This window comes from Rhizobacter sp. OV335 (assembly GCF_900142965.1).
Lineage (GTDB): Bacteria > Pseudomonadota > Gammaproteobacteria > Burkholderiales > Burkholderiaceae_C > Rhizobacter.
The window spans coordinates 235,430-259,401 of sequence record NZ_FRCQ01000005.1 but is presented as its reverse complement, the minus strand read 5'-3'; the positions used below and the strand labels follow the sequence as shown (position 1 = coordinate 259,401).

The following is a 23,972-nucleotide window of genomic DNA, read 5'->3' as shown; positions in this document are numbered from 1 at the left end:
TCACTCGGGGCGGAAGGCGTAGAGCCCGCCGTTGCGCGTGGTCACCAGCAGCGTGGTGCCACTCAGCACCGGCTTGCCGACCACCGGACTGCCATCGGTCGGCAGGCGCAGCTTGAACGTGCCGTCGGCGGTCGAGAGCCAGTGCACATAGCCCTCGACATCGCCGAACACGGCCATCTTGTTGACGATGATCGGCGACGACAGGCCGCGGTACAGCAGCTTCTCGACGCTCCAGGCCACCTCGCCGCTGGCGGTGCGCCAGGCGGTGACGCGGTCGCTGGCATCGGCGGCGACGGTCACGTCGTCATCGGCCGCGACCCCTTGCAGGCCGCCGATGTTGCGCGTCCAGGCGAGGCTGCCGCGGTCGGCGTTGACGCAGGCCACCGCGGCCTGGAAGGCCCGCGCGCAGACGTTGTCGCCGATGCGTGCGGCCGGGGCGACCAGGTCGGCCAGCCGTTCGATCTCGTTGGTGCCGCGCGGCGAGGCGAGCGACACCTCCCAGCGCACGGTGCCGCGCAGCGGGTCGAGCCCGGCAAGCTTGGCGCCCTGCCCGACCAGCAAGGTGTCCTTGAACGCCATCACGACGCCCGGCTGCGACAGCGTCAGCGCATCGCCCGGGCGCTGGAAGGTCCAGAGCTTGCGGCCGTCGAGCACGTCGAAGGCCTGCACGACGCGGTCGACGCTCATCACGAAGACCCGCTCGCCGGCCACCAGCGGCGCGCTGCTGACGCGCGCCGGCAGCTGCTTGCGCCAGATTTCCTTGCCGGCATCCAGCGTGACCAGCTGGTTGTCGCGGGTGACGACGCTCGCGAACCGGCCGTCGCTGCCGACGCCGGCGCTGAGCCGGCCGTCGGCCGACCCGCGCCAGACTTCCTGGCCGTTGTCGGCGCGGTACGCGTAGAGGCTGCCGTCATCGCTGGCCGCGATGAAATTGCCGCCAGCCGCAACGACCGCCATCGGGAACTTCAGCGTGCCGATCGATTGGGTCCAGACCTGCCGGCCGGCGATCGACGGCGTCAGCTCCTCGAGCAGCGTCGGGTCCGGGCGGGTCGATTTGCTGGCGCACGCGGCCAGCGCCGCGACCGCCATGCCGAGCGCGAGGCGGGTCAGTCCCTTCATTGGCCGGCCTTCTTGACAGTGGCACCCGCGGCGGCGCTGGCCGCCGGCGCGGCGCCCAGCGCCGTCAGCTTGGCTTCGACCAGCTGGCGGTAGTCGATCGTGCTGTCGAAGGCCTTCCAGGCCTGGTTGTAGGCGGCCTTGGCTTCTTCGGCCTTGCCCTGCGCCAGCAGCACGTCGCCGCGGCGGTCGGCCACCAAGCCCTCGAAGCCGGGCGTGGTGGCGGCATCCAGCGCCTTCAGCGCTTCGTCGTACTTCTTCTGGTCGAGCAGCAGGCCGGCCAGGCGCAGGCGGGCGATGGTCTGGTACTCGGCTTCGCTCGCGTTCTCGCTGGCCCAGGTCAGGCTGGCGCGGGCGGCGTCGGCCTGGCCCTTGTCGAACTGCAGCTTGGCGGTCAGCAGCGCGGCCTGTTGCGCGAAGGCGGTGCGCGGGAAGCGCTCCTTCATCTCGCCGAAGATGCGGCCAGCCTGGTCGGTGTTGCCGGCGCTCACGGCCTTGTCGAGCTCGTCGAACAGCATGCCGGCCTTGGCCGACTGCTCGCGCTGCCAGTAGGTCCAGCCGTTCCAGGCAGCGAAGCCGCCCAGCGCCAGGATCAGCACCCAGGTGATCAGGTTGCCGTACTGGCTCCAGAACGCCTTCAGCTGGTCGATCTGTTCTTGTTCTTCGAGGTCGAGGTGGGTGGCCATGGGGATCGTTGGAAATTTCGGACGAAGCCGGGATTATGCGTTGAGCAGTTCAGCGGCCCAATCGGACACGCCGGAGAGCGGCAAGTTGCGTTGTGTGACAGCCGGGTCACGCAATGATTTCAACGCCACCTCGCCGGCCGCCAGCTCCGATTCGCCGAAGATCAGCGCCCAGGCGGCGCCGCTCTGGTCGGCCTTCTTGAACTGCGCCTTCATGCCGCCGCCGCCGGCATGCATCTGCACCGAGACGCCGGCCGCGCGCAGGGCGTGCAACGTGCTCATGGCCTGCGGCAGCACCGCGGGCGACATCAGCACCGCATAGGCGCGCGGCGCCGCCGACGGCACCGGCAGCTTCAGCTCCTGGATCAGCAGCAGCAGCCGCTCGATGCCCAGGCCGAAACCCACCGCCGGCGCCGGCTTGCCGCCGAGCTGCTCGATCAGCCCGTCGTAGCGGCCGCCGCCGCACACCGTGCCCTGCGAACCGAGGTGGTCGGTGACCCACTCGAAGACCGTGAGGTTGTAGTAGTCCATGCCACGCACCAGGCGCGGGTTGACCCGGTACGGCAGCCCGGCCGCGTCGAGGATCGCGCGCACGGCGTTGAAGTGCGCGAGCGAGGCCTCGCCGAGGAAATCCATCAGCTTCGGGGCCGCCTCGATCAGCGCCTGCAGCGCCGGGTTCTTGCTGTCGAGGATGCGCAGCGGGTTGCTGTGCAGGCGGCGCTTCGAATCCTCGTCGAGCGCGGCGGCATGCTGCTCGAAGTACGCGACCAGCGCCTCGCGGTGCGCGCGCCGCTCGTCGGGCTGGCCGAGGCTGTTCAGCTCGAGCCGCACGTGCGAGCCCTCGACCAGGCCGAGTTCGCGCCACAGCAGGCGCGTCATCAGGATCAGCTCGGCATCGACATCGGGGCCTGCGAAACCGAGCGCCTCGACGTCCAGCTGATAAAACTGCCGATAGCGGCCCTTCTGCGGCTTCTCGTGGCGGAACATCGGGCCGAGCGTCCAGATGCGCAGCGGGCCGTTGTACAGCGCGTTGTGCTCGACCATCGCGCGCACGATGCCGGCGGTGGCTTCCGGGCGCAGCGTCAGGCGGTCGCCGTTCATCGCATCGGTGAACGAGTACATCTCCTTCTCGACGATGTCGGTCACCTCGCCGAGGCCGCGCACGAACAGCGCGGTCGGCTCGACGATCGGCGTCAGCAGGTACTGGTAGCCGTGGCGCGCGAGCACCGAGCGCACCGTGGTCTCGAACCACAGCCACAGCCCGGCGTCGGGCAGCTTCTCGGTGCGCGGCACGCTGGCCGGCAGGATGTCGTTCATGCCCTTCACGGCCTGGAGGGCGGCTTGCTTGGTGTCAGCCATGGAGACCTTGGATCAACGTGGATCAATGGACGATGGAGCCGCCCCGGAGGCGGCCGCGGCAACGCGGGTGCGGCGGCGAGGACGCGGCGAGGCGCGCGTCAGGCCGTCGCGGTCGAATGCTGGGCGGTGGCCGAGCCGAAGCGCTTCTCGATGTAGTCCTCGACCAGCGTCTGGAACTCCTGCGCGATGCGTTCGCCGCGCAGCGTCAGCGCCTTCTCGCCGTCGATGAAGACCGGCGCGGCCGGCGCCTCGCCGTTGCCCGGCAGGCTGATGCCGATGTCGGCATGCTTGCTCTCGCCCGGGCCGTTGACGATGCAGCCCATCACCGCGACCTTCATCTTCTCGACGCCCGGGTAGCGGGCGCGCCACACCGGCATCTGCTCGCGCAGGTAGTCGTCGATCTGCTTGGCCAGCTCCTGGAAGGTGGTGCTGGTCGTGCGGCCGCATCCGGGGCAGGCGGTGACGCTCGGGTTGAACGCGCGCAGGCCGAGCGACTGCAGGATCTCGAGCGCGATCACGACCTCTTGCGTGCGGGCCTCGCCGGGCTGCGGCGTCAGCGAGACGCGGATCGTGTCGCCGATGCCCTGTTGCAGCAGCAGCGAGAGCGCCGCGGTGGAGGCGACCGTGCCCTTGGTGCCCATGCCGGCCTCGGTGAGCCCCAGGTGCAGCGGGTAGTCGCAGCGCTTCGCGAGCGCCTGGTAGACGCTGACCAGGTCCTGCACGCCGGACATCTTGCACGACAGCACGATCTGCTCGCGCCGCAGGCCGATCTCTTCGGCGCGCTTCGCGGACTCGATGGCCGACGTGATGATCGCGCGGTACATGATCTGCTGTGGCTCGAACGGCTCGGCGCGGCGGCCGTTCTCGTCCATCATCTGTGCGAGCAGTTCCTGGTCGAGGCTGCCCCAGTTGACGCCGATGCGCACCACCTTGTCATAGCGCGCGGCGGCTTCGATCATCTGGGCGAACTGCTTGTCGCGCTTGTCGCCCTTGCCGACGTTGCCGGGGTTGATGCGGTACTTCGACAGCGCCTCGGCGCAGGCCGGGTGCTCGGTGAGCAGCTTGTGGCCGTTGTAGTGGAAGTCGCCGATCAGCGGCACGTCGATGCCCATGCGGTCGAGCTGGTCGCGGATGTGCGGCACGGCCGCCGCCGCCTCGGGCGTGTTGACGGTGATGCGGACCATCTCGGAGCCGGCCACCGCCAGCTCCTTCACCTGGATCGCGGTCTCGATCACCTGCACCGTGTCGGTGTTGGTCATCGACTGCACGCGCACCGGCGCGCCGCCACCGATCGTCACGATGCGATCGCCCCAGCGCACCTTCGCCTGGACGGTCGAGCGCTGCAGCGGGCGGGCCGGTTCGATGAACTCGTCGTCCAGCAGGGAGGCCGACGGAGATGAGATGGCGGTCATGGCTTATTCGAGATCGAACTTGGCGATGTTGTCACGCGTGGGCGTCATGGAAACGGCCCGGCCCCGGTAAGTGACGGTGGTGGCCGAGACGTTCCCGATTCTGACGTGAAGCGGAGAAGCCCCGTCCAGCCCCAAGGATTCCCCGGGCTGCAGCGAGCGCGACACCAGCACGGTGCCGCGGCCGTCGATCACCTCGATCCAGGACTCGGCGCTGGCCTTCAGCAGCAGCGCACCGGACGTACCCCGTGGTGCGGCGGCGCTGGCGATGCCGGCGGCAGGCAGCGCCGGCGCCACCGGCGCGGTAGATGACGTCGGAGATGAAGGCGCGGTCGTCACCGGCGAGGTCGTCGACATCGAGGGCGCTGCAGCAGGCGCCGAAGCGGCCGGCAGCGTGACGGTCTCGACCACCGTGTTGGGCGGCAGCACGGGCGGCATCAGCGGGTCCGACGCAGCGGCATCGGCTGGGGCGGGCGCCGGTGCAGACACCGCCTCGGCGACGCGCGGCAGGTTGGACGCGATCCAGCCGCTGGGCAGCAGATAGACCGCCGCGGCCGCCAGGGCCAGCAGCACCGCGCCGATCACGCCCGGGTTCCTCAGGAAGCTCAGGTCGGTCGGCACGCCGCCCAGCGGCTTGTCGCGGAACGGCGCGTTCAGGCCCTGGCTCAGGTGGTCCAGCCGGTGCGCCTGCGGCTGCGGCAGCAGCGCGAGCACCGGCGCCGCATCGATCTTCAGCGTGCGGCAGACGGTCTGCGCCAGCGCGCGCGTGAACGTGGCATCGGGCAGTTCGTCGAAGCGGTCGGCCTCGAGCATCTCGAGCTTGCGCGGCGCGACCTTGATCGAGGTGGCCAGCGCGGCAATGTGCAGGCCGCGCGCCTGGCGGGCCTGGCGCAGCAGCATGCCGGCGGTCACCGTTTCGGCGACCGGGGCCGGCGCCGATGCGGGTTCCGCCGCCGGCGCGGCGTCAGCGGACGCGTCGCCTTCGGAGTCGGGTTCAACCGGCACCGGATCACTCATCGAACTGCCCCCGTTCGAACGCCGACGATTCGCGCGATTGCGGATAGCGGTCGCGCAACTGGCGCCCCAGGTCGACCACGCCTTGCCGGTTGCCGAGCTTGTTCTCGACGCGCGCGGCCAGCCACAGCGTCTGCGCGCTCGATTGATCGGCCACCGCGTTGACGCGGCGGATGTAGAAACGTGCGCGCTCGAAGTCGCCGCGGCGCAGCAGCACCTCGGCCAGGTTGACGCCGGTCGCGGCGTTGGCCGGATCGAGCTCGTAGGCGCGCAGCAGCGTCGCCTCGGCCTCGGGCCACTGGCCGGCGCGCGCCTGGCACACGCCCTTGGCCAGCATCGAACGGGTGTTGCCGGTGTACTGCGGTGCCGTCATCGCCTGTTCGAACAGCGGGAAGGCCTCGTCGAAGCGCTTCTGCTGGCACAGGTACCAGCCGTAGTTGTGCAGCGTGTCGCCGTCGCGCGGGCTCAGTTGCAGCGCGCGGCGAAAGCTCTCCTGCGCCAGCACGTCGTCGTTCAGCCCGGCATAGATCAGGCCGCGCAGGTTGTAACCCTCGACCAGGTCGGGCTGCGCCTGCAGCGCCATCTTCACTTCGTCGAGCGCCGTGGTCAGCTGGCCGCGCGCGAAATAGGCACTCGCGAGCTCCATGCGCACACGGGCGCGCTTGCCGGCCTCGGTCTCATCGGACGACGTCACCCGGTCTCGGGTCGGCGCCTGCTCGACACCGTTCACGGTGGTGGTGGTGGTACAGCCTCCGATCAACGCGGAAAGGGCCGCAACGGCCAGCGTGGTCGACAAGCAACGACGTCCCCAGGTCATGAACGGCCCTCCTTCGAGCGTGATGTGATGTCTGCAGATTCGGAGGCAGGCCGGTGCACGCGGATCGGTGCACGGGTCATGCGCTTGTGGGCCTGGGTGCGGTCCTGCACCTCGCCGGCGAGCTGGCCGCAGGCGGCGTCGATGTCGTCGCCGCGCGTCTTGCGCACCGTCGTCACGACACCAGCCTCTTGCAGCACGTGCGCGAAGGCGGTCACGCGCTCGCGCGGCGAACGCTTCAGGCCGGATTGCGGGAACGGATTGAACGGAATCAGGTTGAACTTGCACGACACCGCCTGGCTGATGCGCACCAGCGCATGTGCGTGCTCCGGCGTGTCGTTGACCCCGTCGAGCATGCAGTACTCGAAGGTGATGAAGTCGCGCGGCGCCTTGTCGAGGTAGCGGTTGCAGGCCTCGAGCAGCTCGGCGATCGGGTATTTGCGGTTCAGCGGCACGAGGTCGTCGCGCAGCGCGTCGTCGGGCGCATGCAGCGACACCGCCAGCGCCACCGGGCAATCGTCGCGCAGGCGGTCGATCATCGGCACGACACCCGAGGTCGACACCGTGACGCGGCGGCGCGACAGGCCGTAGCCGTGGTCGTCGAGCATCACGCGCAGCGCGGGCACCAGCGCCGAATAGTTCTGCAGCGGCTCGCCCATGCCCATCATCACGACGTTGGTGATGGCGCGATCACCGGCGGCCAGGTTCAGGCGGCGGCGCAGGTGGTGTTCGGCGAACCACAGCTGGGCGACGATCTCGCCGGTGGTGAGGTTGCGGCTGAAGCCCTGGTGGCCGGTGGAGCAGAAACGGCAGCCGACCGCGCAGCCCGCCTGCGACGAGATGCACAGCGTGCCGCGGTCGTCTTCGGGGATGAACACCGTCTCGACGGCATTGCCGCCGCCGACGTCGAACAGCCACTTGATGGTGCCGTCGGTCGACGCCTGCTCGCTGACGACCGCCAGCGGCGTCACGCAGGCGACGCCCGCCAGCTTGTCGCGCAGCGACTTGGCGAGGTCGGACATCGCATTGAAGTCCGACGCGCCCTTCTGATGGATCCAGCGGAACAGCTGGGTCGCACGAAAGCGCTTCTCGCCGAGCCGCTCGCAGTAGGCAGCGAGCCCGTCGAGGTCGAATTCGAGGAGGTTGGTGAGACTCATGCCAGCCTCCATCGCCACAGACGTCGCTCGCTCGGCTTCTCGCTCAGCGCGAGTAGACGTTCATGCCGGGGAAGAAGAACGCGATCTCGACAGCGGCCGTTTCCGGGGCGTCCGAGCCGTGCACGGCGTTGGCATCGATGCTGTCGGCGAAGTCGGCGCGGATCGTGCCCTTCTCGGCCTTCTTCGGATCGGTGGCGCCCATCAGGTCGCGGTTCTTGCCGATGGCGCCTTCGCCTTCCAGCGCCTGGATCATCACCGGGCCGGAGATCATGAAGTCGACCAGGTCCTTGAAGAACGGACGGGCCTTGTGCACCGCGTAGAACGCTTCGGCTTCGCCGCGCGACAGGTGGGCCATGCGTGCAGCCACGACCTTCAGGCCTGCGCCTTCGAAGCGGGCATAGATCTGGCCGATCACATTCTTCGCGACGGCGTCGGGTTTGATGATGGAAAGAGTACGTTCGATCGCCATGATTTTTTCTCCTGAATCAAGCACTTGGCAAAGCTTCGGATTGTATCGCTTGAAGCACCGGCGGCGGTTGCCGCCGAGTGCGTGAAGCGGTCTTGTCGCGCCGTGGACTCAGCGTCCGCCGCGACGGCCACCGCCGCCACCGCCGCCGCCATAACCCCCACCGCCACCACCACCGCCGCCGAATCCACCGCCTCCGCCACCACCGCCCCGGTTGCTGCCGCCTCGGCCGCCACCGCCACCACCGCCCTTGCCGCCACGGCGGTGGAAGGCATCGGCGCCGAGGTAGCCCATCGAGGTTTGCAGCGGATCCGGCTCACGCGGGCCGCCACCCTTCTTCGGTGCGGCCGGCCGCGGCGGCGCGCTGCCACCCGGGCCGAAACCGCCACCGCCGCGGCCGAAACCGGCGCCGCCTGCGGGCGTGCGCGGCTTCTGCACGAAGCGCTTGTCGAAGGTCTGCTCGAGCGGATTCGGGATCTTGGACGGGTCGAAATCCAGGCCTTCGTCGTCGCGGTCGAAGTCATCGGGCTGGCGCTCGCGCACCTGCGCCTGTGCCGGAACCTGTTGCGGCTGGTTCTGGCCCGGGACGTTGCGGTTGTTGCCGCGCGGCCCCCGGTCCTGGCGATCGTTCGGGCGCTGCTGCGGGTCGCGGTCGTTGCGCGGCCTGTTCTGGCCGCCGGCGTTGTTGTTGCCACGGCCGCGGTCGTTGCCGCGGTTGTCGCCGCCACGGTTCTCGTTGCCGCGGCCTTCGTTGGCGCCGCGGTTGGTGTCGCCGCGGTTCTCTCCACGGTTCTCGCCGCGGCCTTCCTGGCGCGGCTGCGACGGATTGCCGTCGCGCCGCTGCTGGCCCTCGCCGCCGCCGGCCAGGCGCCGGATCGTGCGCACGTCGCCTTCGTCGAGGTCGACCCAGACGCCGCGCTTGAGCCCGCGCGGCAGCACCACGGTGCCGTAGCGGATGCGGATCAGGCGGCTGACGGTGAGACCGACCGTGTCGAACAGCTTGCGCACCTCGCGGTTGCGGCCTTCGGTGATGACGACGCGGTACCAGTGGTTCGCACCCTCGCCGCCGCCGTCGACAATCGACTTGAAGCCCGCGATCTGGCCCTCGACCATCACGCCGGCCAGCAGCTTGGCCTTGTCGCCCTCTTCCAGCGTGCCGAGCACGCGCACCGCGTATTCGCGCTCGACGCCGAAGCGCGGGTGCATCAGCTGGTTGGCCAGTTCGCCGGAGTTGGTGAACAGCAGCAGGCCTTCGGTGTTCAGGTCGAGGCGGCCGACCGATTGCCACTTGCCCTGCTGCAGGCGCGGCAGGCGGCGGAACACGGTCGGACGGTGCTGCGGATCGTCGTGCGTGACGACCTCGCCGACCGGCTTGTGGTACGCGATGATGCGCGGCGCCGGCGGCACGATGCGCACGCGCACCGGCTTGCCGTCGACCTTGATGCGGTCGCCGAACGAGATGCGCTGGCCGGTGTGGGCCGGCTGGTCGTTCACGGTGACGCGGCCGTCGGCGATCATGTCTTCCATGTCGCGGCGCGAGCCGACGCCGGCCTGGGCCAGCACCTTGTGCAGCTTCGGCGCATCGGGATCGGCCTGCAGCACGCGCTTGCGCTCGGCGGCTTCCTCGGGGGTGAACTCGGTGGCCGGCTCAGTGGCCTCATCCTCGCCGTCGTCGCCTTCGTCGGCGTCATCGCCCTCGTCAGCGCCGTCCGACTCCAGCGACTGCGCCGCCGGCTCTTGCGTCGGCAGGCCCTCGGGCTCGGGAACCTCGGCATCGAAATCGCCCGACACCACGATCGCGAACAGGTCGCCCGCGTCGGGCATCGCCGGTGCGGACAGGTGCGCGTCGGCAACGCCGAGCACGGCATCTTCACGGCGGCGATCCTTGCGCCCGCCGCGGCGGCGGTTGCGCGACGCACGGGTCGGCTGGCCGTTCTCGTCGACCTCGCGTTCCAGGCCGGGCGGATCCCAATCCGGCGGAAGCTCGGCACCAGGCTCCTTGACCACCGTGAAGACCGGCGCGTCGGCGGCGGCCGCAGCCGGGGACGACTCCGCGGACGCCGTCGCGGCGGCCGGCGCTGCATCGGAGACGGCAGCCGCCGCCTCGACGGGCTTGCGCGGCCGCTTCGTCTCGACCTGGATCATCTGCTCGACCGGCGGGGCTGCAGCAGCAACGGCAGAACTCTCGCCGACATCCGCTTCGGCCTCGGCCTTCACCGCCGGCTTGCGCTTGCGAGCCGGCTTGGCCGCAGGTTCGGCCGCATCACCCGCGGGAACATCAGCCGCTCCGGCTTCGACCGCCGCCTCAGTGGCGTCGGCGGCCGTGGCCTTGGGGGCGCGTCGACGCTTGGGCTTCGCGGCCGAAGCCTCGTCGCCAGGGGCGTCCGGAGGCAGGGTCGTCGAAGAGTCGTCAGCTTGGTTCATGCGGTGTGTCCTCGGAGGCGGCATCGGCCGCTGGCTCGGAATGGGAAAGCAAAGGGGCGGGGGAATCGGCGACGGGGTCGGCGCCGGGTTCGGCAAGGGGTTCAGCAGAGATTTCGGCAGGGGATTCAGCGGAGATTTCGGCAGCGGTTTCGGCGACAGGTTCGGCAGGCACTTCGGCGACCGTTTCAACGACCGCTTCGACCGGCAACGACACCTCGATCTCCAGCTCGCCGTCGAGCGCCAGCGCGCCCTGCTCCGGCTCCAGCAGCGACGGCTGGCCGGCCAGCGCCTCGGCCATCGCACCGGGATTCAGCGCCGAGCTTTCCAGCATCGGCAACTGCTCCAGGCTGGCGAGCCCGAGGTCGTCGAGGAACTGCCGGGTCGTCGCGTACAGCGCCGGCCGGCCGGGGGCTTCGCGGTAGCCGATCGCGTCGATCCAGCCGCGGTCCTCGAGCTGCTTGACGATCTGGCTGCTGACGGTGACGCCGCGGATGTCCTCGATGTCGCCGCGCGTGACCGGCTGGCGGTACGCGATGATCGCGAGCGTCTCCATCACGGCGCGCGAATACTTCGGCGGCTTCTCGGGGTTCAGGCGGTCGAGGTACTCGCGCATCTCGGGCCGGCTCTGGAAGCGCCAGCCGTGCGCCAGCGCCACCAGCTCGACCCCGCGCTCGTCCCAGTCGCGCATCAGCTCGTCGAGCAGCGCACGCAGGGTGTCGGGGCCGAGTTCGTCGGCAAACAGCGCACGCATGTCCCGCAAGGGCATCGGCTGCTGGGCGCAGATGAGCGCGGTCTCAAGGACGCGCTTTGCATCCTGTGTGTTCATTGACGTTCGTTCACATCCTAGGCCGGCTCTGCCGGCAGGCATTCAGGGGGCTGGCTCCGTTCGCATCAGCCTTCGGGCGAATCGGTGAACGCACCGATATGTCGTTGACGAAGGCTGTCGAGTGCTGGAGCGTCTGGCTCGGAGCGTCTTTTGACGGCATGACGCTGGGAACCGTGCTGCGCGCCACTCGTGTTGGCGCATCGGGCACGATCGCTTCCTGGGGTGGGAGCGATTGTGCGCCATTGTATAGGCCCTCGGGCCAGCGTGTCACGGGGCTTTCTATGGCGTTTTCGCCGAGGCCTCGATCACCTGCTGCCAGGCGCGCGCCAGGTCAGCCGGCGGCGCGGCCTCGAACAGCATCGGCTGGCCGCCCGCCGGGTGCGCGAAACCGAGCCGCGCGGCGTGCAGCGCCTGCCGCGTCAGGCCGAGGCCCGGGCGCCCGCCGTACAGCGCGTCCGACAGCAGCGCGTGGCCGCGCGTGGCCATGTGCACGCGGATCTGGTGGGTGCGCCCGGTGTGCAGCTTGCAGCGCACCGCGCTCACCGCGCCCTCGTCGAACTCGGCGAGCGCGACCCGGCTGACATCGGTCTGCGCCGGCTTGCCACTGCCCACCACGGCCATCTTGACGCGCGATTGCGGGTCGCGCGCGAGCGGGGCATCGATGCGGAACGGCTGCGACGGCACCCGCCCGTGCACCAGCGCCTGGTACTCGCGCTGCACCTCGCGCGCGGCAATGGCCCGCACCAGCGCCGTCACCGACTGCAGCGTCTTGCCGACCACCAGCAGCCCGGAGGTGTCCTTGTCGAGCCGGTGCACGATGCCGGCGCGCGGCAGCGTCGCCGAGGCCGGGTGGTGCGCCAGCAGCCCGTTGAGCAGCGTGCCCGACCAGTTGCCGGCCGCCGGGTGCACCACCATGCCGGCCGGCTTGTCGACGATGATCAGCGACTCGTCCTCGAACACGATCGGCAGCACCATCGCCTCCGGGCGGAACGCGCGGCTCTCGGGCGTCGGCACCAGTTCGACCACCAGCTGCTGGCCGGCCGACACCTTGCGCGAGGCCTGCGTCATCGGGCGGTCGTCGACCCACACATGGCCGCCTTCGATCAGCGTCTGCAGGTGGTTGCGCGAGAACTCGCCGGCCATCGCGACCAGCGCCTTGTCGAGCCGCACGCCGTGCAGGCTGCGGTCGATCAGCGCGACGCGGCGCTCGGGCGCATCGGCAACGCCGGCCTCGAGCGCCTCGTCGCCGGGCTCGCCGGGATCGATGCCCGGCACGGACTCAGGGGGGAGCGACAGGTCGCTGGGGGGGTGAACCATATAATCGCCGCTCTTCTTTCGACAGGAAGCGCCGCGGCAGTGGCGCCACGAGGCTCATGAATGTGATTCGCTTGGTTGGCCGGTGGTCGGGCCTGGCATCGGTGGCCGTGCTGGCCGCCCTGCTCGCAGCCTGTGGCTCGACCCCGAAAGACGAAACGGCCGGGATGACCGTCGAGAAATTGTATGCAGAGGCGAAGTCCGAAGCCGATGCCGGCAGTTACGAGCGCGCGCTGAAGCTCTACGAGCGCCTCGAAGGCCGTGCGGCCGGCACGCCGCTCGGGCAGCAGGCCACGCTGGAGCGAGCCTACCTGAATTACAAGACCGGCGAGAAGGCGACCGCGCTGTCGATCCTCGAGCGCTTCCTGAAGCTGCACCCGACCAGCCCGGCCTTCGACTACGCGCTGTACCTGCAGGGCGTCGTCAACTTCAACGACAACCTCGGCCTGTTCAGCAGCATCGCGCGGCAAGACCTGTCCGAGCGCGACCAGCAGGCCTCGAAGGACTCGTTCCAGTCGTTCAAGCAGCTGGTCGACCAGTTCCCGCAATCGAAGTACACGCCCGACGCGCAGGCGCGCATGCGCTACATCGTCAACTCGCTGGCCGCGTACGAGGTGCACGTGGCCCGCTACTACTACCGCCGTGGCGCCTACGTGGCAGCAGCCAACCGGGCGCAGCAGACGGTGCAGGAGTTCCAGCAGAGCCCGGCGACCGAAGAGGCGCTGCACCTGATGGTGATGAGCTACGACAAGCTCGGCCTGGTCCAGTTGCGCGACGACGCGGGCCGGGTGCTGCGCCAGAACTACCCGAACAGCGAGTTCATCGCGTCGGAACCGATCCCCGCCACCACGCCCTGATCAGAACGGCAAGGCCTGCGCCTGCAGGCTTTCCAGCCATTCGAGGGCCTCGCCCTCGCTCATCACCCGCGTCATCGGCGGCAACGCATCGCGCAGCCGCTTGCCGTAGTTCATGCCCGCCATGCGCGGATCGCAGATCACCAGCAGCCCGCGGTCGGTCTCGCTGCGGATCAGCCGCCCCGCGCCCTGCTTCAACGACACCGCCGCCTCGGCGATGAAGTATTCCGAGAACGGGTTGCGGCCCTCGCTCTCCAGCCGCTTGACCCGCGCCTCGACCAGCGGATCGTTGGGCGGCGGGAACGGCAGCTTGTCGATCATCACGCACTGCAGCGCATCGCCGGGGACGTCGATGCCCTCCCAGAAGCTCTGCGAGCCGACCAGCACCGAGCGCGGCTGCGCGAGGAATTGCTGCAGCAGCTGCCGCTTCGGCATCGAGCCCTGCATCAGCACCTGGATGTTGTCGCCCTCGGTCTCGAAGGTGTCGCGCAGGCGGTCGCCCACCGTCTGCAGCGCCCGCAGCGTGGTGGTCAGCACGAAGGTGCGTCCGCCGAGCGCCCGCGCGCAGCGCGCCGCCAGCGCGGCCACCGCCGGCGGATGCCCCGGCTCGTTCGGTTTCGGGAACGCGGCGGGGATGTACAGCCGCGCGTGCGCCTCGTAGTCGAACGGGCTGCCGACGCGCAGCGTCAGCGCGTCGTCGAGCCCGGCCGATTCGGTGAACCAAGACAGCCGCTCGTCGTCGCCGAGCGTGGCCGACGTGAAGATCCAGGCGCGCGGCGCCGCCTCCATCTGCTCGCGCAGCGCGTCGCGGATGTCGAGCGGCGATTCGACCAACCGCGCCTGGTGCGGCGACAGGTCGATCCAGCGCACCCGCCCCGGCGTCGCCGGCTGTTCGAACAGGGCCGCCATGCGGCGGAAGTTCTGTGCCCGCTCCATCAGCTTCGAGAAATCGGGGGCGATCTCGCTGACGGTGTCCAGCCCCACCTGGGCCGCCTCGCAGGCCTGCGCCACGCCCTGCAGCGCCGTGCTGAAATCGGCGCGCTCGGCGCGTTCGTCCCAGCGCAGCTTCAGGCTGCCGCGCACCTCGCGCATCGGGCCGGCCGCGGCCATGCGCAGCTCGCGCGCCGCCTTGTCGCAGGCGGCCGCCAGGTCCTGCCACGGCGCGAGGCCGCGGGCCAGCTGCAGGCCGGCGCCGAGCATGTCGCGCGCGAAATCGATCACCTGCCCGGTGCCGAGCGTCGTGCCGAGGAACGCGACGCCAGCCTCGGCGAGCTGGTGCGCTTCGTCGAACACCGCCACCTCAACGCTCGGCAGCAGCTCGGCCACGCCGGAATCGCGCAGTGCCATGTCGGCGAAGAACAGGTGGTGGTTGACAACGACCAGGTCGGCGGCCATCGCGTCGCGCCGGGCCTTCATCACGTGGCACTGGCGGTAGTCGGGGCACTCGCTGCCGAGGCAGTTGTCGCGCGTGGAGGTGACGAGCGGGATCACGCTGGAGCGCTCGTCCAGCCCGTCGAGCTCGGCCAGGTCGCCGCTGGTGGTGGCACGCGACCAGGTCTCGATCTTGGCCAGCGTGCGCACCGCCCAGCGGTCGGGCAGCTGGGCCGACTGGCGCGCCTGGTTCATGCGGTGCGTGCACAGGTAGCTGGCACGGCCCTTCAGCAGCGCGATCGTCAGCGGCAGGCCGAGCGCATCGCGCAGGCGCGGCAGGTCGCGCAGGAACAGCTGGTCCTGCAGGCTCTTGGTCGCGGTGCTGATCAGTGCCCGCGCGCCCGACAGCAGCGTCGGCACCAGGTAGGCGAAGGTCTTGCCGACACCGGTGCCGGCCTCGGCGACCAGCGCATGCCGCCCGTCGATCGCCTGGGCCACGTGCTGCGCCATGCGCTGCTGCACCTCGCGCTCGACGTAGCGCTCGTCGGCCTGCGACAGCGCGCCGCCCTGGGCGAAGGCCTCGGCCACGGCCTCTTCGAGCGGGGAGATGTCAGGCGGGTTCGGGAGGGTCAAGCTGGGCTTCCAGGCGGGCGATCTGATCGCGCAGGGCGAGGCGCCGCTTCTTCAGGCGGCGCATGACGAGTTCATCAGGCGGGGCGTCCTCGCTGGCCAGGTCGATCAGGCTGTCGAGGTCGGCGTGTTCCATCCGAAGCTCGATGAGGCGGCGCTGCGGCGAGTGCAGGTTGTCGTCCATCGAGGAGAACGTCGCGGAGTATTGCAGGTGGGCGTGAGGGCAAAGCGATTATAGTTTTCGCCCATGAGCACACCCCCAGGATATCGGCTGAATGCCGCCACCGGCATGCACCGCGGCGACCGCGCCTACCAGCAGGACCAGGTCGAGATCCTGCCGCATCACCGGGTTCCCGGGTGCGCCATGGCGGTGCTCGCCGACGGCATGGGAGGCAAGAGCGGTGGACGCAAGGCCGCCGACCAGGTGGTGCTCACGGCACGCCAGCTGTTCGAGCGCTACAGCCCCAACCAGGACGATCCCTCCGAGCTGCTGAAGCAGCTGGTGCTCGAAGCCCACCTGATGATCAAGCTGACGGCGATCACCGCCGAGGAAGAGCCGCACAGCACCGCGGTGGCCTACCTGATCAGCCCGTCGCGCGAGTGCGACATGATCCACGCCGGTGATTCGCGCTGCTACCACTTCCGCGGGCCGGACATGGTCCGCCGCACCATCGACCATTCGTTCGTGCAGCGCCTGGTCGACGAAGGCCAGATCAGCGAGGACGAGGCCAACACCCATCCGCAGTCGAACCTGCTGACCGGCTGCCTCGGCACCTACCAGGACCCGCCGCTGACGCTGCACCACATCGACCAGCTGCAGGTCGGCGATTCGGTGCTGTCCTGCAGCGACGGGCTGTGGCACTACTTCAGCCCGAAGGAACTCGGCGCGATCGTGCACACGCTGCCGCCGCGCGAAGCGAGCGAGATGCTGGTGACGAAGGCGCGCCAGCGGGCGCGCGGGACGGGCGACAACCTGTCGCTGGCGTTGGTCCGGATCGACGCGCTGGGTTGACGCCCTTTACGGCGACGATGCCGCAGGCATCGGCAATGCCGGCTTGCGCGCCGCCGCCTTCTTGCGGTTGCGCTCCTCGATCTCGGCCTTGTGGGCCTGCGCCTCACGCTGGCGCGCCTCGAAACGCTCGCGCGCCTGCTGCTCGTCGGCACTGCGGTCGACCGGAGCCGGCCGGGAGGCCGCCGACGGCGGCAGCAGCGGCTTCGATTCGCGCGCCTTCGGCTCGCGCGGCGCGCGCGGCTCCGGCGCCGGCTTGTTGATCTCGTCCCAGGCCTTGGCCTCGCGCCGGCGGCGGTGCTCGGCACTGCGCTGCTGGCGCTCCACCTCGTCGAGCGCGATCTCCTGCTGGTGCAGGTTGTCGAGCGACTGACGCCGATCGGCACGCGCCTGGTCGATGCACGAGGTCACGACGAAACGCCGCTTGCACTCGGCCTCGCGCTGGGCGTACTGCGCCTCGGCCACCTGGCGCTGCTTCGCGATGCGCTCACGCTCGGCCTGGCTGGACGGCTTGTCGGAGGTCGGCGCTTGCGCCTGCGCCAGCGCGGCGACCAGCAGGAGTGCGGAGACGAGCAGCCTTTTCATGTCAACCGAGTATCCACGTCTCGCCGCTCGAGCGACAGGAATTCCTTCGACTGCATCTCGTTGAGCCGCGACACCGTCCGCGGGAACTCGTGCGCCAGCGGGCCGTCCTTGTACAGCTCCTCCGGCGGCACTGCGGCCGACATGATCAGCTTCACGCGCCGGTCGTACAGCACGTCGACCAGCCAGGTGAAGCGCCGCGCCTCCGAGGCCAGCCGCGGCGGCATCTGCGGCACATCCGACAGCAACACGGTGTGGAACTGCGTCGCCAGCTCGAGGTAGTCGTTCTGCGAGCGCGGCCCGCCGCACAGCGTCTTGAAGTCGAACCACACCACGCCGCCGGCCTTGCGCCGCGCGTGCAGCTCGCGGTGCTCGATGTGCAGCACCGGCGGCTCGTCCTTGGCCTCGGCCAGCCGCGTGAAGGCCTCGGCCATCGCGGCATCGGCCTCGGGCCCGAGCGGCGTGTGGTACAGCGTCACCTGCTCCAGCGTGCGGCGCCGGTAGTCGGTGCCGTTGTCGACGCTGATGACCTCGAGCTTCTGCTTCAGCAGTTCGATGGCCGGCAGGATGCGGTCGCGGTGCAGCCCGTTCGGGTACAGGTCGTCGGGCTTGAAGTTCGAGGTCGTGACGATGCTGACGCGGTGCGAGAACAGGCTGTCGAGCAGCCGGTGCAGGATCATCGCGTCGGTCACGTCGGCGACGTGGAATTCGTCGAAGCAGATCAGCCGGTGGCGACGCGAGATGCGCGCGCCCAGCTCCTCGAGCGGGTTGACGATGCCCTTCAGCTCGGCGAGCTCGCGGTGCACCTCGCGCATGAACTCGTGGAAGTGCAGCCGCGTCTTGCGCTGCAGCGGCACCGCGTTGAAGAAGCAGTCCATCAGGAAGCTCTTGCCGCGCCCCACCCCGCCGTGCATGTAGACGCCGCGCGGCAGCGGCGGGCGCACCAGCAGCTTCGTGATCGCGTTGCTGCGCCGGGCCTTGTAGGCCTCCCACTCGTCCTGGCAGCGCTGCAACGCGGCGACCGCGGCGATCTGCGCCGGGTCGCTCTGGTAGCCGCGCTCGGCAAGCGTCTGCCGGTACAACTCAGTGACGGAGACCATCGAGCGCGGCAGCTTCCGTTCAGAAGTTCAAGGTGCGCTTGTCGACGGCCAGGGCCGCTTCCTTCGTGGCTTCGCTCAGCGACGGGTGTGCATGGCAGATGCGCGCGATGTCCTCGGCCGAGGCCTTGAACTCCATCGCGACCACCGCTTCGGAGATCAGCTCCGACGCCATCGGCCCGACGATGTGCACGCCCAGGATCTCGTCGGTCTTCGCGTCGGCCAGGAACTTGACCATGCCCGTCGTGTCGCCCAGCGCACGCGCCCGACCGTTCGCGAGGAACGGGAAGGTACCGGCCTTGTACTCGCGCCCCGCGGCCTTCAGTTGCTGCTCGGTCTGGCCGACCCACGCGATCTCCGGCGAGGTGTAGATCACCCACGGGATCGTGTTGAAGTTGACGTGCCCGTGCTGGCCGGCAATGCGCTCGGCCACCGCGACGCCCTCTTCCTCGGCCTTGTGCGCCAGCATCGGGCCGCGCACCACGTCGCCGATCGCCCAGACGTTGGGCAGGTTGGTCTTGCAGTCGTCGTCGACCACCACCGCACCGCGCTCGTCGAGCTTCAGGCCGACCGCTTCCGGGTTCAGGCCGATGGTGTTGGCGACACGGCCGATCGAGACGATCAGCTTCTCGACCTCGAGCGTCTGCGCCTCGCCCTTGGCGTTGGCATACGAGACAGTGACACCCTTCTTGCCGGTCTTGACTTCGCTGATCTTGACGCCCAGCTCGACCTTCAGGCCCTGCTTGTTGAAGGCCTTCTGGGCCTCCTTGGCGATCTGCTCGTCGACCGCGCCGAGGAAGGTCGGCAGCGCTTCGAGCACCACCACCTCGGCACCCAGGCGGCGCCACACCGAGCCCATCTCCAGGCCGATCACGCCGGCGCCGATCAGGCCCAGCTTCTTCGGCACCGCGGGGATGCGCAGCGCGCCGTCGTTGCTGAGGATGAGTTCCTCGTCGAACGGCGCACCCGGCAGCGCGCGCGGGTTGGAGCCGGTCGCGACGATCACGTGCTTGGCAATGATCGATTCTTCAGCAGCGCCCGCGACCTTGATCTCGTAGCCGCCTTCAGCGGCCTTCACGAACGAGCCGCGCCCATGGAAGAACGACACCTTGTTCTTCTTGAAGAGGTACAGGATGCCGTCGTTGTTCTGCTTCACGACCGCGTTCTTGCGGCCCAGCATCTTGCCGATGTCGATGCTGAGGTCCTTCAGGCCGATGCCGTGGTCGGCAAAGGCGTGGCCGGCGTGCTCGAAGTGCTCGCTCGACTGCAGCAGCGCCTTCGACGGAATGCAGCCGACGTTGGTGCAGGTGCCACCCGGGGCCGGGCCGCCCTTCTCGTTCCTCCACTCGTCGATGCAGGCGGTGTTGAAGCCCAGCTGCGCCGCGCGGATCGCAGCGATGTAGCCACCGGGGCCGCCGCCGATGACCACCACGTCAAATGATTTGCTCATCGTGGTTCCCGATCAGATGTCAAAGAGGAGGCGAGCCGGATCTTCCAGCGCGTCCTTCATCGCGACCAGGCCCAGCACGGCTTCGCGGCCGTCGATGATGCGGTGGTCGTACGACATCGCGAGGTAGTTGATCGGGCGGATCACGATCTGGCCGTTCTCGACCACCGCGCGGTCCTTCGTGGCGTGCACGCCCAGGATGGCCGACTGCGGCGGGTTGATGATCGGCGTCGACAGCATCGAGCCGAAGGTGCCGCCGTTGCTGATCGAGAACGTGCCGCCGGTCAGCTCGTCGAGCGACAGCTTGCCGTCCTTGGCCTTCTGGCCGAAGCCGGCGATGGTCTTCTCGATGTCGGCAAAGCTCAGTTGATCCGCATTGCGGATGATGGGCACCACCAGGCCGCGGGGCGATCCGACCGCGATGCCGATGTCGAAGTAGCCGTGGTAGACGATGTCGTTGCCGTCGACGCTGGCGTTGATCACCGGGTACTTCTTCAGCGCGGCGACCGCGGCCTTCACGAAGAAGCTCATGAAGCCCAGCTTCACGCCGTGCTCCTTCTCGAACTTCTCCTGGAACTTCTTGCGCATCTCCATCACCGGGGCCATGTTCACTTCGTTGAACGTGGTCAGGATGGCGTTGGTGGCCTGCGACTGCAGCAGGCGCTCGGCGACGCGGGCGCGCAGGCGACTCATCGGCACGCGCTGCTCCGGGCGCTCGCCAAGGGACGCCAGGTTCTGCGCGGCCGGCGCGGCAACGGCCGGCAGCGGCTTGGCCACCGACGCGGCGACGGGTGCAGCCACCGGCGCGGCGACAGCAGGCTTCGCGCCGGCGGCGATCGCGCCGAGCACGTCACCCTTGGTCACGCGGCCGTCCTTGCCGGTGCCGGTGACGGCGCTGGTCGACAGGTTGTTGTCGGCCAGCAGCTTGGCGGCCGCGGGCATCGCGACGTCGCTCTTGCTGGTGCCGGTCGGTGCAGCGGCAGCCGCGGCCGGGGCTGCGGCCGGTGCAGGCACCGCCTTGATCTCGAGCGGGCTCACCTGCGCGGCAGCCTCGGTGTCGATCCGGGCGATGACTTCATCGCTGGTGCAGCTCTCGCCGTCGTTCTTGACGATCTGCGCGATCACGCCGGCGGCCGGTGCCGGCACTTCCAGCACGACCTTGTCGGTCTCGATCTCGATCAGGATCTCGTCGATGGCCACGGCTTCGCCGGGCTTCTTCTTCCATTGCAGCAGCGTGGCTTCGGCCACCGATTCGGACAGCTGCGGAACTTTGACTTCTACGATTGCCATGAGGTTCTTTCTTGGTGTTCAGCACGGTCGCAGCCGAACCGGCCACCGGGCCGGCAGGCTGCGCCACGACTTGCTTATTTGGTGAGGATGAAGCCCTTGAGCTTGGCGAAGGCCTGGTCGAGCAGCGCCTTCTGTTGCTCCTGGTGCAGGTGCGCGTAGCCCACTGCCGGCGAAGCCGACGCGGGGCGACCCGCATAGCCCAGCCGCTGGCCGTCGACCATGTTCTCGTGGATGTAGTGCTGCACGAAGAACCAGGCACCCTGGTTCTGCGGCTCATCCTGGCACCAGACGATCTCGGTCGCGTTCGGGTACTTCTTCACCTCGGCCGCGAAGGCCTTGTGCGGGAACGGATAGAGCTGCTCGACGCGGATGATCGCCACGTCGGCGCTCTTCTTCTCGGCACGCGCCTTCACCAGGTCGTAGTAGACCTTGCCGGAGCAGGCGACGATGCGCTTGACCTTGTCCGCCACGATCTCGTCGCTCGCCTCGGGGATCACCGTCTTGAACTCGCCCTTCGTGAACTCGGCGAGCGGCGACGTGGCATCCTTGTTCCGCAGCAGCGACTTCGGCGTCATGATCACCAGCGGCTTGCGGAACATGCGCACCATCTGGCGGCGCAGCACATGGAAGATCTGGCTGGCCGAGGTCGGCTGCACGATCTGCATGTTGTTGTCGGCAGCCAGCTGCATGAAGCGCTCCAGGCGTGCCGACGAGTGCTCCGGGCCCTGGCCCTCGTAGCCGTGCGGCAGCATCAGCGTCAGGCCGTTGGCACGGCCCCACTTGACCTCGCCCGAGGCGATGAACTGGTCGATCACCACCTGCGCGCCGTTCACGAAGTCGCCGAACTGCGCTTCCCAGATGGTCAGCGTGTTCGGGTCGGCGCTCGCATAACCGTACTCGAAGCCGAGCACCGCTTCTTCGGACAGCAGCGAGTCGATCACGACGAACGGGGCCTGGTTGTCGGCCACGTGCTGCAGCGGCGTCCAGGTGCCTTCGTCCCACTTCTCGCGGTTCTGGTCGTGCAGCACCGAGTGACGGTGCGTGAAGGTGCCGCGGCCGCTGTCCTCGCCGGACAGGCGGATCGGGTAGCCGCTCGCGACCAGCGACGCGAAGGCGAGGTGCTCGCCCATGCCCCAGTCCATGTTGATGTCGCCGCGGCCCATCGCGGCGCGATCAGCCAGCACCTTCTCGACCAGCGGGTGGGCCTTGAAGTTGGCCGGCAGCGTGGTGATGCGCTCGGCCAGGCGCTTGACCTCGGCCAGCGGCAGCGCGGTGTCGGCCGAATCGGTCCACTTCTTGTTGAGGTACGGCGACCAGTCGACCGCGTACTTGCTCTTGTAGTTGGTCAGCACCGGGTCGATGGTGTGCTTGCCCGCGTCCATCGCGGCGCGGAACTCCTTGACCATCGCGTCCGGGCCGTCGGCCGGCAGCACGCCCTGCGCCACCAGCTTGTCGCCGTACAGGCGGCGGGTGCCGGGGTGCTGTGCGATCTTCTTGTACATCAGCGGCTGCGTGAGCGCCGGCGTGTCCTGCTCGTTGTGGCCCAATTTGCGGAAGCAGACGATGTCGACGACCACGTCCTTGTTGAACTCCTGGCGGTAGTCGAGCGCGAGCTGCGTGCACAGCACGACCGCTTCGGGGTCGTCGCCGTTCACGTGCAGCACCGGGGCCTCGATCATCTTGACCACGTCGGTGCAGTACAGCGTCGAGCGGGTGTCGCGCGGGTCGCTGGTCGTGAAGCCGATCTGGTTGTTGATGACGATGTGGACGGTGCCGCCGGTGTAGTAGCCGCGCGTCTGCGCGAGCGCCAGCGTTTCCATCACGACGCCCTGGCCGGCGAAGGCCGCGTCGCCGTGCACCAGCACCGGCAGCACGGTGTCGCCTTCCTTGTCGCCGCGGCGGTCGAGGCGGGCCTTGACCGAGCCTTCGACGACCGGGTTGACGATCTCGAGGTGGGACGGGTTGAACGACAGGCTCAGGTGGACCGGGCCGCCGTCGGTGGTGACGTCGCTCGAGAAGCCCTGGTGGTACTTCACGTCGCCCGAAGGCAGGTTCTCGGGGGCGGTGTGGTCGAACTCGGCGAACAGGTCCTTGGGCATCTTGCCCAGCGTGTTGACCAGCACGTTCAGGCGGCCGCGGTGGGCCATGCCGATCACGATCTCCTGCACGCCTTTCTCGCCGGCGCGCTGCACCAGCTCGTCCATCGACGCGATGAAGCTTTCACCGCCTTCGAGCGAGAAGCGCTTCTGGCCGACGTACTTCGTGTGCAGGTAGCGCTCCAGGCCTTCGGAGGCCGTCAGGCGGTTCAGGATCTGCTTCTTCTGCTCGGCCGTGAAGTTCGGCTTGGAGCGGATGGCTTCGAGGCGTTGCTGCCACCAGCGCTTTTCAGGCTGGTCGGTGATGTGCATGTACTCGGCGCCGATCGAGCCGCAGTAGGTCTCGCGCAGCGCCTGCACGATCTGGCGCAGCGTCATCTGCTCGGAGGTGCTGAAGTAGGTGTTCGTCGCGCTGAACGAGATGTCCATGTCGGACTCGCTCAGGTCGTAGAACGCCGGCTCCAGCTCGGGGATCTTCGGCCGCTCGACGCGCTTGAGCGGGTCGAGGTCGGCCCAGCGGGCGCCGAGCACGCGGTAGGCGGCGATCAGCGACTGGACGTGGACCTGCTTGCGGGCGACCGCCAGGTCGGCGCCGCTGGCCTTGTTGCCGAAGGCGTTGGCCTTGGCGCGTTGAGCGAATGATTCGACGACCGGTGCGTGCGGGACGTCGGCAGCCGACGAACCGTCGGCGGCAGGAACGTGCTGGAGGGCGTCGAAGTAGGCGCGCCAGTTGTCGGGCACCGAGCCCGGGTTGTCGAGGTAAGCCTCGTACATCTCTTCGACATAGGGCGCATTGCCCCCGAACAGGTACGAGTTCGACCTGTATTCCTGCATCATTTCGCTCACCTTTCGCACTGGTTTCCAGTGCTGTAGTGGGTTAATAAACCTTCCGCGACACGGCTAGACCGGCTGGCGGATTGCGACCCGCCTTGACTGTTACCAGCAAGGGGACGGGAAGGACCTGAAAGTCACCGGGAGGGACTGTAACACCGTTGGAATTCTGCGGTCCACCTC

At 69.0% G+C, this 23,972-nt stretch carries 20 protein-coding genes; 2 read left to right on the top strand and 18 right to left on the bottom strand.

What is annotated here, in order from left to right; genetic code table 11:
• From bamB to BUE42_RS07915, 11 genes are all read right to left on the bottom strand, one after another.
• Positions 1-1,119, bottom strand: coding sequence for an outer membrane protein assembly factor BamB (bamB, locus tag BUE42_RS07965; RefSeq protein ID WP_143171368.1), 1,119 nt, complete (start codon positions 1,117-1,119; stop codon positions 1-3).
• On the bottom strand, positions 1,116-1,802 hold the full coding sequence (locus BUE42_RS07960; RefSeq protein ID WP_073464057.1) for a YfgM family protein: 687 nt from the start codon (positions 1,800-1,802) through the stop codon (positions 1,116-1,118). The genes bamB and BUE42_RS07960 overlap by 4 nt, the downstream gene beginning before the upstream one ends.
• A gap of 33 nt (positions 1,803-1,835) precedes the next feature.
• The gene (gene hisS, locus BUE42_RS07955) at positions 1,836-3,158 is read right to left on the bottom strand and encodes a histidine--tRNA ligase (RefSeq protein WP_073464056.1); all 1,323 of its coding nucleotides are present in this window, start codon (positions 3,156-3,158) and stop codon (positions 1,836-1,838) included.
• A gap of 98 nt (positions 3,159-3,256) precedes the next feature.
• A complete protein-coding gene (ispG, locus tag BUE42_RS07950; protein WP_083613956.1) occupies positions 3,257-4,570 on the bottom strand; it encodes a flavodoxin-dependent (E)-4-hydroxy-3-methylbut-2-enyl-diphosphate synthase in 1,314 nt (437 codons plus the stop codon).
• A 3-nt stretch (positions 4,571-4,573) separates the two neighbouring features.
• Positions 4,574-5,584: a helix-turn-helix domain-containing protein gene (locus tag BUE42_RS07945; RefSeq protein WP_083613955.1), complete on the bottom strand. Its 1,011-nt coding sequence runs from the start codon at positions 5,582-5,584 to the stop codon at positions 4,574-4,576.
• Positions 5,577-6,398 carry a type IV pilus biogenesis/stability protein PilW gene (gene pilW / locus BUE42_RS07940; protein ID WP_073464055.1) on the bottom strand — a complete coding sequence of 274 codons (822 nt, stop codon included), beginning with the start codon at positions 6,396-6,398 and terminating at the stop codon, positions 5,577-5,579. Before pilW ends, BUE42_RS07945 begins: the two co-directional genes overlap by 8 nt.
• Entirely contained in the window at positions 6,395-7,552 is a 1,158-nt protein-coding gene (gene rlmN / locus BUE42_RS07935) for a dual-specificity RNA methyltransferase RlmN (RefSeq protein WP_073464054.1), read from the bottom strand. Before rlmN ends, pilW begins: the two co-directional genes overlap by 4 nt.
• Before the next feature lie 43 nt (positions 7,553-7,595).
• Positions 7,596-8,021 carry a nucleoside-diphosphate kinase gene (gene ndk, locus BUE42_RS07930; RefSeq protein ID WP_073464053.1) on the bottom strand — a complete coding sequence of 142 codons (426 nt, stop codon included), beginning with the start codon at positions 8,019-8,021 and terminating at the stop codon, positions 7,596-7,598.
• 108 nt (positions 8,022-8,129) lie between these two features.
• Complete coding sequence (locus tag BUE42_RS34255) at positions 8,130-10,442, bottom strand: pseudouridine synthase (protein WP_083613954.1); 2,313 nt, start codon at positions 10,440-10,442, stop codon at positions 8,130-8,132.
• Complete coding sequence (gene scpB, locus BUE42_RS07920; RefSeq protein WP_073464051.1) at positions 10,429-11,268, bottom strand: SMC-Scp complex subunit ScpB; 840 nt, start codon at positions 11,266-11,268, stop codon at positions 10,429-10,431. Before scpB ends, BUE42_RS34255 begins: the two co-directional genes overlap by 14 nt.
• Before the next feature lie 279 nt (positions 11,269-11,547).
• Positions 11,548-12,543: an RluA family pseudouridine synthase gene (locus BUE42_RS07915; RefSeq protein WP_369822956.1), complete on the bottom strand. Its 996-nt coding sequence runs from the start codon at positions 12,541-12,543 to the stop codon at positions 11,548-11,550.
• A gap of 98 nt (positions 12,544-12,641) precedes the next feature.
• Between BUE42_RS07915 and BUE42_RS07910 the strand changes: the two genes are divergently transcribed.
• Entirely contained in the window at positions 12,642-13,439 is a 798-nt protein-coding gene (locus BUE42_RS07910) for an outer membrane protein assembly factor BamD (RefSeq protein WP_073464050.1), read from the top strand.
• On the opposite strand, the gene BUE42_RS07905 is transcribed toward BUE42_RS07910, so the two are convergent.
• Positions 13,440-15,317, bottom strand: coding sequence for an ATP-dependent DNA helicase (locus BUE42_RS07905; RefSeq protein WP_083613972.1), 1,878 nt, complete (start codon positions 15,315-15,317; stop codon positions 13,440-13,442).
• 100 nt (positions 15,318-15,417) lie between these two features.
• Positions 15,418-15,621 (bottom strand): YdcH family protein, encoded by a 204-nt coding sequence (locus BUE42_RS07900; protein WP_073464049.1) that lies wholly within the window; start codon positions 15,619-15,621, stop codon positions 15,418-15,420.
• Positions 15,622-15,684: 63 nt separating this feature from the next.
• On the opposite strand from BUE42_RS07900, the gene BUE42_RS07895 reads away from it, so the two are divergent.
• Positions 15,685-16,449, top strand: a complete 765-nt coding sequence (locus BUE42_RS07895) for a PP2C family protein-serine/threonine phosphatase (protein WP_073464048.1) — start codon at positions 15,685-15,687, stop codon at positions 16,447-16,449.
• A 6-nt stretch (positions 16,450-16,455) separates the two neighbouring features.
• Here BUE42_RS07895 and BUE42_RS07890 read toward each other — a convergent pair whose 3' ends face one another.
• The 5 genes from BUE42_RS07890 to BUE42_RS07870 form a co-directional block, all read right to left on the bottom strand.
• The gene (locus tag BUE42_RS07890; RefSeq protein WP_073464047.1) at positions 16,456-17,031 is read right to left on the bottom strand and encodes a hypothetical protein; all 576 of its coding nucleotides are present in this window, start codon (positions 17,029-17,031) and stop codon (positions 16,456-16,458) included.
• On the bottom strand, positions 17,028-18,128 hold the full coding sequence (gene zapE / locus BUE42_RS07885) for a cell division protein ZapE (RefSeq protein WP_073464046.1): 1,101 nt from the start codon (positions 18,126-18,128) through the stop codon (positions 17,028-17,030). The genes BUE42_RS07890 and zapE overlap by 4 nt, the downstream gene beginning before the upstream one ends.
• A 19-nt stretch (positions 18,129-18,147) precedes the next feature.
• The gene (lpdA, locus tag BUE42_RS07880) at positions 18,148-19,575 is read right to left on the bottom strand and encodes a dihydrolipoyl dehydrogenase (protein WP_073464045.1); all 1,428 of its coding nucleotides are present in this window, start codon (positions 19,573-19,575) and stop codon (positions 18,148-18,150) included.
• A 12-nt stretch (positions 19,576-19,587) separates the two neighbouring features.
• A complete protein-coding gene (odhB, locus tag BUE42_RS07875; protein ID WP_073464044.1) occupies positions 19,588-20,862 on the bottom strand; it encodes a 2-oxoglutarate dehydrogenase complex dihydrolipoyllysine-residue succinyltransferase in 1,275 nt (424 codons plus the stop codon).
• Positions 20,863-20,936: 74 nt separating this feature from the next.
• Entirely contained in the window at positions 20,937-23,795 is a 2,859-nt protein-coding gene (locus BUE42_RS07870; protein ID WP_073464043.1) for a 2-oxoglutarate dehydrogenase E1 component, read from the bottom strand.
• Positions 23,796-23,972 lie beyond the last annotated feature (177 nt).

Coding starts and splice junctions, on each gene's coding strand:
- bamB (WP_143171368.1), bottom strand. CDS start 1,119: ATGAAGGGACTGACCCGCCTCGCGCTCGGCATGGCGGTCGCGGCGCTG.
- BUE42_RS07960 (WP_073464057.1), bottom strand. CDS start 1,802: ATGGCCACCCACCTCGACCTCGAAGAACAAGAACAGATCGACCAGCTG.
- hisS (WP_073464056.1), bottom strand. CDS start 3,158: ATGGCTGACACCAAGCAAGCCGCCCTCCAGGCCGTGAAGGGCATGAAC.
- ispG (WP_083613956.1), bottom strand. CDS start 4,570: ATGACCGCCATCTCATCTCCGTCGGCCTCCCTGCTGGACGACGAGTTC.
- BUE42_RS07945 (WP_083613955.1), bottom strand. CDS start 5,584: ATGAGTGATCCGGTGCCGGTTGAACCCGACTCCGAAGGCGACGCGTCC.
- pilW (WP_073464055.1), bottom strand. CDS start 6,398: ATGACCTGGGGACGTCGTTGCTTGTCGACCACGCTGGCCGTTGCGGCC.
- rlmN (WP_073464054.1), bottom strand. CDS start 7,552: ATGAGTCTCACCAACCTCCTCGAATTCGACCTCGACGGGCTCGCTGCC.
- ndk (WP_073464053.1), bottom strand. CDS start 8,021: ATGGCGATCGAACGTACTCTTTCCATCATCAAACCCGACGCCGTCGCG.
- BUE42_RS34255 (WP_083613954.1), bottom strand. CDS start 10,442: ATGAACCAAGCTGACGACTCTTCGACGACCCTGCCTCCGGACGCCCCT.
- scpB (WP_073464051.1), bottom strand. CDS start 11,268: ATGAACACACAGGATGCAAAGCGCGTCCTTGAGACCGCGCTCATCTGC.
- BUE42_RS07910 (WP_073464050.1), top strand. CDS start 12,642: ATGAATGTGATTCGCTTGGTTGGCCGGTGGTCGGGCCTGGCATCGGTG.
- BUE42_RS07905 (WP_083613972.1), bottom strand. CDS start 15,317: ATGGCGCAGCACGTGGCCCAGGCGATCGACGGGCGGCATGCGCTGGTC.
- BUE42_RS07900 (WP_073464049.1), bottom strand. CDS start 15,621: ATGGACGACAACCTGCACTCGCCGCAGCGCCGCCTCATCGAGCTTCGG.
- BUE42_RS07895 (WP_073464048.1), top strand. CDS start 15,685: ATGAGCACACCCCCAGGATATCGGCTGAATGCCGCCACCGGCATGCAC.
- BUE42_RS07890 (WP_073464047.1), bottom strand. CDS start 17,031: ATGAAAAGGCTGCTCGTCTCCGCACTCCTGCTGGTCGCCGCGCTGGCG.
- zapE (WP_073464046.1), bottom strand. CDS start 18,128: ATGGTCTCCGTCACTGAGTTGTACCGGCAGACGCTTGCCGAGCGCGGC.
- lpdA (WP_073464045.1), bottom strand. CDS start 19,575: ATGAGCAAATCATTTGACGTGGTGGTCATCGGCGGCGGCCCCGGTGGC.
- odhB (WP_073464044.1), bottom strand. CDS start 20,862: ATGGCAATCGTAGAAGTCAAAGTTCCGCAGCTGTCCGAATCGGTGGCC.
- BUE42_RS07870 (WP_073464043.1), bottom strand. CDS start 23,795: ATGATGCAGGAATACAGGTCGAACTCGTACCTGTTCGGGGGCAATGCG.